At 71.5% G+C, this 14,035-nt stretch carries 13 protein-coding genes; 3 read left to right on the plus strand and 10 right to left on the minus strand.

The annotated features are described in order from the left end of the window. Genes AC2D9U_RS03445 through AC2D9U_RS03455 form a run of 3 tightly spaced genes read left to right on the plus strand, consistent with a single transcriptional unit; the run spans position 1 to position 2,772 of the window. Positions 1-897, plus strand: coding sequence for a polysaccharide deacetylase family protein (locus tag AC2D9U_RS03445; RefSeq protein ID WP_484746497.1), 897 nt, complete (start codon positions 1-3; stop codon positions 895-897). After that, positions 894-2,390 (plus strand): TRIC cation channel family protein, encoded by a 1,497-nt coding sequence (locus tag AC2D9U_RS03450; RefSeq protein ID WP_484746499.1) that lies wholly within the window; start codon positions 894-896, stop codon positions 2,388-2,390. The genes AC2D9U_RS03445 and AC2D9U_RS03450 overlap by 4 nt, the downstream gene beginning before the upstream one ends. Before the next feature lie 28 nt (positions 2,391-2,418). Then, entirely contained in the window at positions 2,419-2,772 is a 354-nt protein-coding gene (locus AC2D9U_RS03455) for a hypothetical protein (protein ID WP_484746501.1), read from the plus strand. Between the two features lies 1 nt (position 2,773). Here the strand turns inward: AC2D9U_RS03455 and AC2D9U_RS03460 are convergent, their stop codons facing one another. The 10 genes from AC2D9U_RS03460 to ftsH form a co-directional block, all read right to left on the minus strand. Continuing rightward, entirely contained in the window at positions 2,774-3,415 is a 642-nt protein-coding gene (locus AC2D9U_RS03460) for a GOLPH3/VPS74 family protein (RefSeq protein ID WP_484746503.1), read from the minus strand. A 70-nt stretch (positions 3,416-3,485) separates the two neighbouring features. Further along, a complete protein-coding gene (locus AC2D9U_RS03465) occupies positions 3,486-4,478 on the minus strand; it encodes a Bug family tripartite tricarboxylate transporter substrate binding protein (protein ID WP_484746504.1) in 993 nt (330 codons plus the stop codon). A gap of 119 nt (positions 4,479-4,597) precedes the next feature. Further along, positions 4,598-5,242, minus strand: coding sequence for a GOLPH3/VPS74 family protein (locus AC2D9U_RS03470; protein WP_484746506.1), 645 nt, complete (start codon positions 5,240-5,242; stop codon positions 4,598-4,600). After that, positions 5,239-6,807, minus strand: coding sequence for a gamma-glutamyltransferase (locus tag AC2D9U_RS03475; protein WP_484746508.1), 1,569 nt, complete (start codon positions 6,805-6,807; stop codon positions 5,239-5,241). Before AC2D9U_RS03475 ends, AC2D9U_RS03470 begins: the two co-directional genes overlap by 4 nt. An 11-nt stretch (positions 6,808-6,818) precedes the next feature. Beyond that, on the minus strand, positions 6,819-7,760 hold the full coding sequence (locus AC2D9U_RS03480; protein ID WP_484746510.1) for an SLAC1 family transporter: 942 nt from the start codon (positions 7,758-7,760) through the stop codon (positions 6,819-6,821). Continuing rightward, positions 7,757-8,638, minus strand: coding sequence for a PhzF family phenazine biosynthesis protein (locus AC2D9U_RS03485; protein WP_484746512.1), 882 nt, complete (start codon positions 8,636-8,638; stop codon positions 7,757-7,759). The genes AC2D9U_RS03480 and AC2D9U_RS03485 overlap by 4 nt, the downstream gene beginning before the upstream one ends. After that, complete coding sequence (gene thiD, locus AC2D9U_RS03490; RefSeq protein ID WP_484746514.1) at positions 8,635-9,450, minus strand: bifunctional hydroxymethylpyrimidine kinase/phosphomethylpyrimidine kinase; 816 nt, start codon at positions 9,448-9,450, stop codon at positions 8,635-8,637. The genes AC2D9U_RS03485 and thiD overlap by 4 nt, the downstream gene beginning before the upstream one ends. 2 nt (positions 9,451-9,452) lie before the next feature. Then, the gene (glmM, locus tag AC2D9U_RS03495) at positions 9,453-10,844 is read right to left on the minus strand and encodes a phosphoglucosamine mutase (RefSeq protein ID WP_484746515.1); all 1,392 of its coding nucleotides are present in this window, start codon (positions 10,842-10,844) and stop codon (positions 9,453-9,455) included. Positions 10,845-10,853: 9 nt separating this feature from the next. Continuing rightward, the gene (folP, locus tag AC2D9U_RS03500; protein ID WP_484746517.1) at positions 10,854-11,924 is read right to left on the minus strand and encodes a dihydropteroate synthase; all 1,071 of its coding nucleotides are present in this window, start codon (positions 11,922-11,924) and stop codon (positions 10,854-10,856) included. Between the two features lie 86 nt (positions 11,925-12,010). Beyond that, positions 12,011-13,933, minus strand: a complete 1,923-nt coding sequence (ftsH, locus tag AC2D9U_RS03505; RefSeq protein WP_484746519.1) for an ATP-dependent zinc metalloprotease FtsH — start codon at positions 13,931-13,933, stop codon at positions 12,011-12,013. Between the last annotated feature and the right edge of the window lie 102 nt (positions 13,934-14,035).

The raw sequence follows: 14,035 nt of genomic DNA on the forward strand, positions 1-14,035 counted from the left end.
ATGGCCGACCGCACACCACCCTGGGAATGGCCCGAGGCCGAATGGCGCAAGATCGTGGGCCGCGCCCGCGCCGGGCGCAGCCTGCGCCCCAGCTCCTGGCCGAATGGCGCGCGCTGCTGCGTGACGCTCAGCTTCGACGCCGACCACGAGACCATCCCGCTGCGCGATTCGGATGAGAGCCCGATGCGCATCAGCCAGGGCCAGTACGGCAACCGCCAGGGCATCCCGCGCATCCGCGCGCTGCTCGACCGCCACGATGTGCGCGCGAGCTTCTTCTACCCCGCCGTCTCCGCGCTGCTGCACCCCGAGGAGGTCCGCGCCGTGGCGCAGGAGGGCCATGAGATCGGCATCCACAGCTGGATCCATGAGGCCAACACCCAGCTCCCGCCCGGCGTGGAGCGCGAACTCACGCTCCGCGCGGCCGAGACGCTCGAGAAGGTCTCCGGCCAGCGCCCGGTGGGCATCCGCACGGCGAGCTGGGATTTCTCGGTCGATACGCTGTCCATCATCCGCGAGATGGGGCTGCTCTATGACAGCTCCCTGATGGCCGATGACGATGCCTATGAGCTGCTCGACCAGGGCGAGCCCACCGGCATCGTCGAGCTGCCGCCGGAATGGATCCGCGACGATGCGCCCTATTTCAACTTCGTCCGCTTCTCCGCGCTGCGCCCCTACACCGCGCCCTCGGCGGTGGAGGAGATCTTCCGCGCCGAGTTCGACGGCGCCTATGCGGAAGGGGGCATGTTCCTGCTGACCATGCACCCGCATGTCATCGGCCATCGCAGCCGCGTCGCCCTGCTCGATCGGCTGGTGGCCTACATGAAGGGCAAGCCCGGCGTGTGGTTCGCCACCCATGCTCAGGTCGCCGCCTGGTGCAAGGCCAACGCCGCCGCATGATCCGCCGGCTGCTCGCGCTGCTGCTGTTGCTGGCGGGCATGGGGCCCGCCACGGCGGCGGAGCTGCGCAGCGGCTGGTATGCGGGCGAGCCGCAGCAATTCGTCCAGCGCCGCGACGGGCGCGAGCGCCTGACCGGCGTGGATATCGAGATGGTCCACGCCATCGCCGCGCGGGCCGGGCACAGCGTGCGCTTCGCGCCGATGGCCTATCCGGACCTGATGCGTGGGGTGACGCGCAACGAGCTCGAGCTCGCCACCGGCATCGCCGACACGGCCGAACGCCGCGCCACCGGGCAGTTCAGCCGGGCCTATCGGCACGACATCAACGTGCTGATCATGCGCCGGGGCGAGGCCGCGCGGATGCCGGCCGCCGACGCGCCCGCGCTGCTACGAGGCCTGATCGCGGACCCGGCGTTCCGGCTCGGCGTGCGGGCCGGATTTTCCTATGTCGATCCCGCGCTCGACGCCTTTCTCGCCGCCCCCGAACAGGCCGGGCGGATACGCACCGCGGGCGACAGCGCGACGAACCTGCAGCGGCTGCTCGCGGGCGAGATCGACGGCTTCCTGGCCGAACGCCTCTCCATCGCGATGCTGATCGGCCAGAGCGGCGCGCGGACCCTGGTGAAGGAGGCGCCCTTCCGGCTGGCCGTGCCGCTGCACCTGATGTTCGCCCCCAATGTGCCGGAGAGCACCGTCCAGGCCTTCGACCGCGCCATCGCGGCGCTGGAGGAAGAGGGGCGCCTGGGCGCCATTGCGGGCCGATTCCGCGCGCCGGTGCTGCTGGCCATCACCCTGGGCAGCGAGTGGCTGTTCCTGTTCGAGGTGCTGGGCACCGGCAATTCCGCCCTGGCGGGCTACCTCGCCGCACGGCTCTCTCAGTTCAGCCTGTTCGGCGCGCTGGTCCTGGCGACCATCAATGGCAGCGGCGGCGGCGTGCTGCGCGACCTGATGCTGGGCCGCCAGCCGATCGGCTTCATGGCCAGCCCGCTGAAGATGTTCATCATCATCGGCACGGTGGCGGCGGCCTACGCGGCGGGCCAGATCTGGAACCTGCTGCGCGGGCGGCTGCTGCTGGCCTTCACCCTGGCGCAGGGCTTCGCCTGGGTGCGCCGGCGGCAATTGCACAATTTCACCTTCGAGGTCGTGGACGCCGTGGCGCTGGGCCTGCTCACGGCGACGGGCGTCGCCGTGACCTTCGGCATGGCGGCGACGCCGCTCTGGCTCTGGGGCTCCGTGATGGGCACGCTGACCGGCGCGGGCGCGGGCATCATGCGCGACATCGTGCGCGGCGGCGGCGTGCGCAACCTGCGCGATGGCCTCTATGCCGAGGTCGCGCTTGCCTGGTCGCTGGCGCTCAGCCTCTATCTCGGCTGGCGCAGCCCGGTGATCGAGGAGCAGGAGATGGTGACGGTGGTGATCGTCACCATCATCGGCGTGGCGGCGACGCGCATGGCGGTGGTGATCTTCGGCTGGCGACCGCTGCGGCTGCCGTGATAGGGGCGCCGCCAAGGAGCCCCGCCGCATGACCTCGACCCCCGCCATCCTGATCCTGCTCGCCACGCTGGCACTCGGCTTCGTGGCGGGCGCGCTGCATCTGCAGAAGCTGCACAAGCCGGCGGTGGTGCGGGCGCATCTGGTGGCCGCACTCGCCGCGCTCGGCGTGGTCGCGCTGACGGTCCTGACCGCGCCGCGGCCGACCAACGGCCCCTCCGGCTGGCTGGTCCTGGCGCTGCTCGGCCTTGCGGTGGCGGTGGGCTATGGCGCCTTCCGCCTGGGCGGCGTGGGGCGCGGCGGGCGCCAGGCGATGCTGATCGGCCACCTCGCCATGGGCATCGCCAGCTTCTTCGTCTTCCTCGCCTGGGCGAAGAATTTCTGACTCAGATCACAGCGCCCTGGCGCAGCAGCGCGGCATAGACATCGTGCGTCGCGCTTGCCAGCGAGCGCGACAATTCCTCCAGCGCCGCGATCTGGTCGACCCGCGGGCCGACGCGCGCGACCTCCTCCTCGCTCAGCAGCAGCGCCACCAGCCCCGTGGCGCGCGCGAGGCCGATCAGCAGCGCGTCGCGCGGGTCGGGGATGTCGTCATCGAGCAGCACGCCGCGCAGGCGCTGGCGCACCTCGGCACTTTCCTCACGCCCCTCGGCCTTGGGGTAGCGCCGATCGGGAAAGACCCAGAGGAAGCGGTCCTCGACCGGGCGCAGCACGCCGCCCGCCACCAGCCGCTCCAGCACCTGCGCGCGCAGGTCGGGGCCGTGCTCGGCGATTTCCTGGATCCAGAGCGTGCTTGGCCGCGGCGCCTGAGCCGCCACGATCCGCGCGAGCACGGGGTCGAGCAGCGCATCGCCCACCGGGCGCCCATCCACCAGGATCAGGCTCTTGAGATCGGTGTCGATCCGCCCCGCCAGGGCGAGTTCCATCAGGATGGCGCCGGCGAGGGCAAGGTCCCCCGCCGGGCCGGGCAGGCCCACGGGCCGGCCGGTCTCGTCATCGAGGAGAAGCAGCAGGATCTCCTCAGGCATCGTCAGCGACATGGCAGGCCCCCCCAATGGGGCGAGCCTGCCACGAAACGATGCCGCCGTCAGCGCGACTTCAGCTGACGGAGATGTTGAACTGCCGCGCCACGGCGGTCCACTCGGCGATCTCCTGGCGCATGATCGACACGAAGGCGTCGCCCGTGGGCACGGTGGCGCGCGGCATGGTCTGCAGCGCGGTGAAGCGTTCCATCAGCTCGGGCCGTGCGAGGATCTGCGGCACGAGGGCGGTCAGCCGCTCGACGATCGGCGCCGGCAGGCCCTTGGGCGCCGAGAGGCCCAGCCACTGGCCTGAGGTCAGCTTGGGGAAGCCGAGTTCGGCGAAGGTCGGGATGTTCGGGAAGGCCGTCAGGCGCTGCGGCGTGGAGATGGCGAGCGCGCGGAGCGAGCCGTCCCGCAGCTGCTGCACATTCGTGGTGATCGGATCGACCATCGATTCGATGTTGTTCGCCAACACGTCCTGCATGGCCGGGGCGCTGCCGGCATAGGGGATGTGGTCGAGGTTCGGCGCGCGCGCCTCGGCCGAGAGCATCGCCCCCAGCAGGTGCGGCGCCGAGCCGATGCCCGAGGAGCCGAAGCGCACGGGCCGCGTGCGCGCCGCGGTGATGTACTGCTCCAGCGTCTGGAAGGGCGAATTGGCGCGCACCAGCAGGATGTTCGGTGCCTCGACCATGTGCACCATGTGGGTGAAATCGCCGATCGGGTCGAAAGGCAGGGTGGGGCGCGTCGCGGTGGCGAAGACATGCACGGAGGCATGGCTGACCAGCAGCGTGTAGCCATCGGCCGGCGCCTTCGCGACCACATCGGTGCCGATGATGCCGCCCGCGCCGGGGCGGTTCTCGACCACCACGTTCTGGCCGAGCGCCTGGGAGAGGGGCGGCGCGAGCAGGCGGGAGACCGTGTCCACCAGCCCGCCCGGCGGGAACTGGGCGATCAGGCGGATCGAACCGCGCGTGGGCCAGGCGCCCTGGGCGCGGGCCTCGGAGGTCCACAGCGCCGGCGTGGCGAGACCCGCGGCCGTCAGGCCCAGAAGTTGACGACGATTCAGCATGCATGCGCTCCCAGCGTTCACACTGACGGGAAGATGCCCAAACTTCGTGCAACATCCTTGCGCGAAGAACATCCCACCGCCCGATGATGGGAGGCTTGGCAATCCGTGTGCCGCGCCGCTCAGGACCCGACGCGCATCGCCCGCACATCCGCCACCGCCGTGCCGAGCGAGCGGTTGAGGCTCTCGATCCGCGTCACCACCGCCAGCCAGGGCTGGACCTGCGCCAGCTCCTCGGCCGAGAGGATCGCCGGCAGCAGCCCCGCCGCGCGGGCGAGGCCGAGCAGCAGCGCGTCGCGCGGTTCCGGGATCTCCTGGCCGAGCAGCGTGGCGCGCAGCCGGGCACGGGCATCGGCGGCCTCGGCGCGGCCGGGCGCCTTGGGGAAGCGACGATCGGGGAAGACGAAGAGCACGCGCTCCTCCACCCGCTTCAGCACGCCCGCGGCGACGAGGCGCGCCAGCAGCGCCTCCCGCGCCGCGCTGGCCTCGCGCGCCAGCAGCGGGATCAGCCCGCGCGCATCATGGGGGGCGCCAGGGGCCGCGAGGCGGGCGAGCGCCGCATCGGCCACGGCATCGCCGGTGGGGGTGGCGTCCACCAGCACCACCCGGTCGCGATCCGTGTCGATCCGCCCGGCCAGGGCGAGGTCCATCAGCAGCGCCCCGGCCAAGGCGAGGTCCGGCGCCATGCCGGCCCGGCCCAGCGGGCGGCCGGTGGCGTCGTCCAGCGAGAGCAGGACGATCTCCTCCGCGAGGCTGGGCGCGCTCATTGCGCGAGGGCGGCCGACCAGGGCGACATCACGTCGGTGATGCCCTGGCGCGTGCCATCCGGCGCGATGGCGATCAGGTTGGGGCAGGCGAAGTTCACCGGCAGCACGGCATGCTCCACCACCTCGAGCGGGCCGAGCTCGGCCAGGGCGGCGAGCGTGGCTGCCGGCAGGCGGCGATCGGCGGTCGCCCCCTCGGGGCCGGAAACGTCGAGGCGCGGGAAATGCGCCGCCGCTTCCGGCGACAGGCCGAAGCCCGCCGTCAGGGCCAGCATCTGGAACACCGCAGCCAGGATCCGACGCCCGCCCGAGGCGCCCAGCGCCATGCGCGGCGTGCCATCGGCATCGGCCACGATCACCGGCGACATGTTGGTCAGCGGCCGCTTGCCCGGCGCGATGGCGTTGGGCGAGCCCGGGCGCGGGTCGAACCACATCACGCCATTGTTCATCAGCACGCCCGAGCCCGGCAGCACCACGCGCGAACCCATGGAGGAGAGCAGCGTGGTGGTCATCGCCACCATCATCCCGTCCTGGTCGCAGACCGTCAGATGGGTGGTGCAGCTATCGGCACCCTTGGGTTCCGCCTCGCCCAGGCCTTCCAGGCGCTCGGCATAGGCGGTCTGCATCGCCTTGGCGAAGGCGAGATGCCAGGCGGTACCGGGCGCCGCGCCGGACCAATCGGCATCCTCCATCAGCGCGGCCACACGCTTGAAGGTGGGCGTGGCGGTGAGGCCGTTGGACAGGTGCAGCGTGCGCCCGCGCCAGGGCAGCGAGACGGCCGGCAGGAAGCGCGCGCGGCAGCCGGCGAGATCAGCGGCCGAGAGCACGCCGCCCATGCCGGCGACATCGGCCACGATCTGGGCCGCGACCTCGCCTTCGTAGAAGTCGCGCAGCCCGGCGGTTTGCAGCCGGGCCAGCGTGTCGGCCAGCGCGCCCTGGCGCAGGAAGCCCGGCGTGCCCTGATAGGGGGCAACGGGCGGCAGGCCGTTCGGCAGGTAGATGCGCGCCGATTCCGCGTAGAGCTTGAGGGTCGCCGCCGCATTGGCGACCTTGAGCGTGGTGAACCAATCCTGAGGCAGGCCGCGCCGGGCGAGGGCCACGGCCGGGGCCAGCACCTCGGCGAGGGGCAGGCGGCCATGTTTCTCATGCAGCGCGGCATAGCCCGCCACCGCCGAGGGGATGACGAAGCTCAGCGGGCCATGGATGTTGCGATCCCCCACCACCTCCGGCCAGGCGAAGAGATCCTGCTTCATCCGCCCCGTGGTGGGGAAATCCGCCGGGTTGAGCCCGGCCGGGGCGACGGGGCCGAAATCCAGCGTCTCGGCGGGCTGGCCGGGGGCCGCGACCTGCGCGAAGCCGATGCCGCCCAGGCCGGAATTCCAGGGCTCCTGGCTGGCCAGGGCGAAGGCCATCGCGACCGCCGCATCGGCCGCATTGCCGCCGGCCTCGAGCACCGCGAGCCCCGCCTCGGCCGCCGCGCGCGACTGGCTGGCGACCATGCCGCGCCGGCCGGTGGCGGCGGGCTTGGTGACCTGCCAATGCTGCGTCGTGTGGGGGGAAAGGCTCATGGCCGTCTCCATCAATGCGATTCGGGCCGCAGGAACACCCCGGCCTGGGCTGCGCGGAGGGTGCGCCAGGCGACGAAGCCCGTCAGCCCCGTGGTCAGGGCCAGCGCGCCCCAGGCCAGGGGCGCCGGGCCGCCGAACGCCATCGCCATGATGGCGAAGGCGGCCGTGGGGAAGGTGAAGCCCCACCAGGCGGGGCCGAAGGGCACGGCCACCAGCTCCTTCGCCAGGGAAACCAGCACGGCCGCCACGAGCAGGGCGAGGCCCGCCAGCATCAGCACCGGGCCATGGGTCGTCCCGGTCAGCGCCGCCAGCGCCAGGGCCCCCACGGCCGGCGGCGCGAGGAAGATCGCCAGCGAAGGCCGCAAGGGCGGCGGCAGGGCCGGGCCCGCGAAGAGCCGGTGCAGCAGCAGCGGCATCACCAGCAGCCACAGCAGCAGCCCCACCCCGAACATCATCCAGGAGGCATCGAGGAAACCCATCCGCACGCCAAAGACCGGGGCGAGGATGTTGCCCACGAAGGGGATCAGCAGCGGCGGCGCGAGCATCGCGGCCTCGCCCCGCCCGCCGATGACACGGCGCAGCAGCAGCATCGCCACCAGCAGGTGCAGCGGCACCGCGACGGCCCAGAGCAGCGCCCCGGCCTCGGGCGCATAGGGGAACAGGCCGGCGGAGAGGATCATCAGCCCGATCGTGGGCGCCGCCGCGAAGGCGACGCGCACCGGGTGGCGCAGCTCGGCCAGCACGGCCTCCGTATGCCGCAGCGCGCGCAGGCCATGCAGCGCGACCAGGCCGAGCCAGGCGAGCGCGGTCAGCAGCAGGATCGCCTCCCCGATCGCCGCGGGGGCGCCCAGCACGCGCGCGGCTTCCCGCCAGGCAAGGCCGACACCGCCCGTGCCCATGGGAATGGCCAGCAGCGGCAAGGGCAGATGGGCCAGGCTCGGCTTCACACTCACAGGATCGCTTCCCCTTCGAGCACCTTCACGCAGCCGCCACCGACGGTGGCGCGGATGCCATCGGGGCCACGCCGGGCCGTGGTGCGCAGCAGGCTCAGCCGGCCCATCTCCACGCCCTGCAGGATGTCCCAGGCCCCCGTCTCGGCCGTGCCGAGGGAGAGCAGCAGGGCCGCGAGCGGCGTGGCCGCGCTGCCTGTCGCCGGATCCTCGAAGGTGCCGCCCAGGGGGGCGAACATGCGCGCCCGCACCCGCGCCCCGTCAGGCGCGTAGAGATACAGGGCGAGCCGACCGCCCAGCACCGGCCATTGCCCCAGGGTGCGGCGGAACTCGCCCAAATCGGGGGCGGCGCGGGTCAGCGCCTCGGGCGTGACCTGCATCAGCACGAAGGGGTTGCCGGTGCCCGCCATCACGGGCGCATGGCGTTCCGTCACCACCTCCCAGGGATCGATCCCGGCGCAGGCGGCGAGCGCGACCGGCGGCAATTCCGCCCCGAGCGTCAGCGGCTGCGGGGCGGCGATGGTCGCGCCGAGCAGCCCCCCCCCGCTGTCGCGCTCGACCTTCACCTCGACAAGGCCGGCAATCTCCTCGAACCGCAGCGCCCCCTGGACGGCGCGATCGGCCAGCACGTAGCCGGTGCCGACATTGGGGTGCCCGGCGAAGGGCATTTCGTATTTGCGGGTGAAGATGCGCACGCGCGCGGTGTTCGCGGGATCCGCCGGCGGCAGCACGAAGGTGGTCTCGCTGAGGTTGAACTCGGCCGCCAGGGCCTGCATTTCCGCATCGCTCATCCCCCGCGCATCGGGGAACACCGCCAGCGGATTGCCGCCGAAGCGCGTGTCGGTGAACACATCCACCGTGACGAATCTGTAGCGCCTCAAGGCAGATTCTCCAGCCGCGCGGGATCGAGGGTGACACCGTGGCCGAGCGGCCCATGGCCGGCGCCGAAGCCGGGCGCGGCGAGCATCGCGGCGCGCACATAGGCGCGCCCGCGCACCACCGCTTCGCGCAGCCCCAAGCCCTGCGCGATGCCGGCGGCGATGGCGGAAGCCAGCGTGCAGCCCGTGCCATGGGTATGCCGGGTGGCGAGGCGCGGGCTCTCGAAGGTCTCGATCCCCTCTTGCGTGGCGAGCAGGTCGGTCAGCACCGCGCCGCTGCCATGCCCGCCCTTGAGCAGCACGGCGCGCACGCCCGCGCGCAGCAGCGCCTCCGCCGCGCGGTGCATGTCGGCGACGGTCGCGATGGTGAGACCCGTCAGCGCCTCGGCCTCGGGCATGTTGGGCGTGATGAGCGCGGCGCGCGGCAGCAGCAGGGCGCGCAGTGTCGCCACGGCCTCCTCGGCCAGCAGCGGATGCCCGCCCTTCGCCACCATCACCGGATCCGCGATGAGGGGAATGTCGGGATAGGCGGCCAGCGCCTCGATCACCGCGGCGATGGTCACGCTGTCGGCCAACATGCCGGTCTTGATCGCATCCGCGCCGATATCGTCGAGCACGACGTGGATCTGCAGCTTGATGAAATCGGGCGCCACGCCGACCACGCCCTGCACGCCCAGCGTGTTCTGCGCCGTCAGCGCGGTGATGGCGGTGGCGGCGAAACCGCCCAGCGCCGTGACGGATTTGATGTCCGCCTGGATGCCGGCGCCGCCCCCGGAATCGGAGCCGGCGCAGATCAGAACCCGCCCCTGAGGCATCGCTACGCCGCCGTCCCCGCCTTCTGCACCATCATGGCCGCGGCGCGGGCGCGGATCAGGCTGGCCAGCGCATCGACGGTGGCGTGCATCTGCGTCTCATCCTCGGCCTCCGCCATCACGCGGATCAGGGGCTCGGTGCCGCTGGCACGCACCAGCACCCGCCCCGCCTTGCCGAGCTTCGCCCCCGCTTCCTCGATGGCCCGCATCACCTCCGCATCGCCCATCGGCGACGCGCCCGCATAGCGCACATTCTCGATCCGCTGCGGCAGCGGCGTGAAACGGCGGCAGACCTCGCTGGCCGGCCGCTTCTCCTCCACCAGCAGTGCGAGCACCTGCAGCGCCGCCACAAGCCCGTCGCCGGTCGTGCCGATGTCGGAGAGGATCACATGGCCAGATTGCTCGCCGCCCAGGTTGCACCCGCTCTCGCGCATCCGCTCGCCGACATAGCGGTCGCCGACCTTGGTGCGATGCAATGCCAGCCCGAGCCCCGCCAGGTAGCGCTCCAGGCCGAGGTTGGACATCACGGTCGCCACCACGCCCCCGCCCGCGAGCCGGCCGCTGCGGTGCCAGCACGCGGCGATGGTCGCCAGGATCTGGTCGCCATCGATCACCTGGCCAAGCTCATCCACCAGCGCCAGCCGGTCCGCATCGCCATCCAGAGCAATGCCCAGATCCGCCCGGCGCTCCCGCACCAATTCGGCAAGACGGCCCGGCGCGGTCGCGCCGCAATCGCGGTTGATGTTGAAGCCATCGGGGCTGACGCCGGTGCTGACCACCTCCGCCCCCAATTCCCACAACACGGTGGGCGCGACCTTGTAGGCCGCGCCATGCGCGCAATCGACGGCGATGCGCAGGCCCTCCAGGCTCAGCCCCTTCGGGAAGCTCGCCTTCGCGGCCTCGATATAGCGGCCCGGCGCGTCCTCCAGCCGGCTCGCGCGGCCGAGCTTCTGCGGGCGGACCAGCGATTCGGAGAGGTTCGGCGCCTCCATCAGCGCCTCGATCTCGGCCTCCTGCGCGTCCGACAGCTTGAGGCCATCGGGGCCGAACAGCTTGATGCCGTTGTCCTCATAGGGGTTGTGGCTGGCCGAGATCATCACGCCGAGATCGGCGCGCAGGCTGCGGGTGAGCAGCGCGATGGCCGGCGTGGGCAGCGGGCCCACGATCATCACATCCATGCCCGCGCCGATGAAGCCCGCGGTGAGTGCGGGCTCCAGCATGTAGCCCGACAGGCGCGTATCCTTGCCGATCACGACGCGGTGCCGATGCGTGCCCCGGTTGAAGAACCTGCCGGCCGCCTGGCCGAGGCGCAGCGCCGTGCCGGCATCCATCGGCGGCGTATTCGCCTTGCCGCGAATGCCGTCCGTGCCGAAATGCTTGCGTGTGGGCTTGGTCATGGCGGGGAGCTACGCTTCCTCGGGTTCGGCGTCCACCGGCGGGTCGAAGCGGCCCTCCTCGCAGGCGAGGAAGACGCGCAGCGCCTGCGCCGTCTCGGCCACGTCATGCACCCGCAGGATCGCCGCGCCGTTGCGCGCGGCAGCGAGCGCCGCGGCGAGCGAGCCGGGCATGCGCTCGGCCGCCGTCTCGACCGCCGCGATCTCGCCGATGAAGCGCTTGCGGCTGGCGCCGAAGACGATCGGGCAGCCCAGGCCCGCCAGCAGGGGCAGGCGCTCGACCAGGGTCAGGTTGTGCGGCAGGCGCTTGCCGAAGCCGATGCCGGGATCGATGGCCAGCCGCTCGCGCGCGATGCCCTGGCGCGTCACCCAGTCGAGCCGCGCGGCGAGGAACTGCGCCACCTCCAGCGCCACGTCGCCGTAGCGCGGGTCGCGCTGCATGGTGCGCGGATCCTCGCCCAGCATGTGCATCAGGATGATGCTGGCCTCGCTGCGCGCCAGCACGCGCGCAGCCGCCGGGTCATGGCGCAGCGCGGTGACGTCGTTGACGATCTCAGCGCCCGCTTCGAGGGCGGCGAGCATGGTCGCGGCATTGCGCGTATCGACGCTGACCGGCGCCGCCTTCGCCAGTTCGCGGATCACCGGCAGGATGCGCCGGCATTCCTCCTCCGGTGCGACGGGCGTCGCCCCCGGGCGCGTGCTCTCGCCGCCGATGTCGAGCAGGTCGGCGCCGGCTTCCAGCATCAGATGGCCGGCCGCGATCGCCGCCCCGGCATCGAGATGCCGCCCGCCATCGGAGAAACTGTCCGGCGTGACGTTGAGGATGCCCATGATCAGGGGGCGATGCGCCGGCAGGCCCGCGAAGGCGGGCACGGGTTGCGCCAGCGCGACGACACGGGGCTGCCAGGCTTCCGGCACATCGGCCAGCGGCAGCACGCCCGGCGGCGCGCCGGGGCCGATCAGCCGCACCAGGGTGAAGGCCGACGGCCCGCCGGCGAGCGGCAGGGCGATGTCGGCGGCGATCGCGGCCTCGGCGTCTCGCCCGCGCAGCAGGCCGAGCGGCTCGACCCAGGTTTCGGTCACGACTCGGGAACCCCTGAAACAGCAAGGGCGGGGACCATGCCCCGCCCCTGCGCCAGCGAAAAGATGAAAGCGTCAGCCGCTGCGGATCACGTCCCCGGCGCCGGGGCGAAGCCGCCCGGGCTGGGGCGGGGGTTGGGCCGGCCGGAGCTCGGCACGGAGCCGCGGCCCTGGTTCACCGGCTCATCCGGACGCTCGCGCACCAGGGGTTCGCCCTTGATGATCTGCTTGATCTCGTCGCCGGAGATGGTCTCGTACTCCAGCAGGCCCTTCGCCAGCAGGTGCAGCTCGTCCATGTTCTCGCTGAGCGTCTTGGTGGCTCGGGCATAGGCGGCGTCGATGATGCTGCGGATCTCGGCGTCGATCTTGCGCGCCGTCTCCTCCGACAGGTTCTTCGATTGCGTCACCGAATGACCCAGGAAGACCTCCTGGTCGTTCGAGCCATAGGCGATCATGCCGAGATTGTCGCTCATGCCCCATTCGGTGACCATGCGCCGCGCCTGGTCGGTCGCCATCTTGATGTCGCCCGAGGCGCCGTTGGAGACCTTGTCGGCGCCGAAGATGAGTTCCTCCGCCACGCGCCCGCCCATCGCCATGGCGAGTTCCGCCTTCAGCTTGGACTTGTGCTTGGAATAGCGGTCGCCCGCGGGCAGGGACATCACCAGGCCCAGCGCGCGGCCGCGCGGGATGATGGTGGCCTTGTGCACGGGATCGCATTCCGGCTCATGCATCGCCACCAGCGCGTGGCCGGCCTCGTGATAGGCGGTCATGCGCTTCTCATCCTCGGACATGACGAGCGAGCGGCGTTCCGCCCCCATCATAACCTTGTCCTTGGCCATCTCGAATTCCTGCATGCCCACCGTGCGCCGGCCCGAACGCGCGGCGAGCAGCGCGGCCTCGTTCACCAGGTTGGCGAGGTCGGCACCCGAGAAGCCCGGCGTGCCGCGCGCGATGGTCTTGGGATCGACGTCCGAGGCCAGCGGCACCTTGCGCATGTGAACTCGGAGAATCTTCTCGCGCCCGTTCACATCCGGGTTCGGCACCACGACCTGCCGGTCGAAGCGGCCCGGGCGCAGCAGCGCGGGGTCGAGCACGTCGGGGCGGTTGGTCGCCGCGATGATGATGACGCCCTCATTGCTTTCGAAGCCGTCCATCTCGACCAGCATCTGGTTGAGCGTCTGCTCGCGCTCATCATTGCCGCCGCCCAGGCCCGCGCCGCGATGGCGGCCGACCGCGTCGATCTCGTCGATGAAGATGATGCAGGGCGCGTTCTTCTTGCCCTGCTCGAACATGTCGCGCACGCGCGAGGCACCCACGCCCACGAACATCTCGACGAAGTCGGAGCCCGAGATGGTGAAGAAGGGCACATTCGCCTCGCCGGCGATGGAACGCGCGAGCAGCGTCTTGCCGGTGCCCGGCGGGCCGACGAGCAGCACGCCCTTCGGGATCTTGCCGCCCAGGCGCTGGAACTTCTGCGGGTCGCGCAGGAAGTCCACGATCTCTTCCAACTCGGCCTTGGCCTCGTCGATGCCGGCCACGTCCTCGAAGGTCACGCGGCCCTGCTTCTCGGTCAGCAGCTTGGCCTTGGACTTGCCGAAGCCCATGGCGCGCCCGCCGCCGCCCTGCATCTGGCGCATGAAGAAGATCCAGACGCCGATCAGCAGCAGCATCGGGAACCAGGAGATCAGGATCTGGAAGAGCGGGTTGACGTCGCTCTCCTCAGGCCGCGCGACCACGCGCACGCCGCGATCGGTCAGCTTGCTGATCAGCGTCGGGTCTTCCGGCGTGAAGGTCTGGAAGCTGCGGCCATCCGAGAGCTGCCCGGTGACGATGCGCCCCTGGATGGTGACGTCGCGGACATGGCCCGCATTCACCTCGTTCAGGAAGTCGGAATAGGCGACCTGCTGCGCGGTCCGGGTGCTGCCGCCCGAAGGCTGGAACAGGTTGAAGAGCGCCACCAGAAGCAGCGCCACGATCACCCAAAGCGCGAGATTGCGGCCGAAATTGTTCACCGTGTCGTCCCTTGCCTGTCGCCTGGTCGCCGCTCAGTCCCGGCGCCTGGCCTCTAGATAGGGTGTCCGCGCCAGCCTTCCATCCGGGCTCGTGCGGAACCT

This window comes from Roseomonas sp. TF40, from assembly GCF_057219975.1.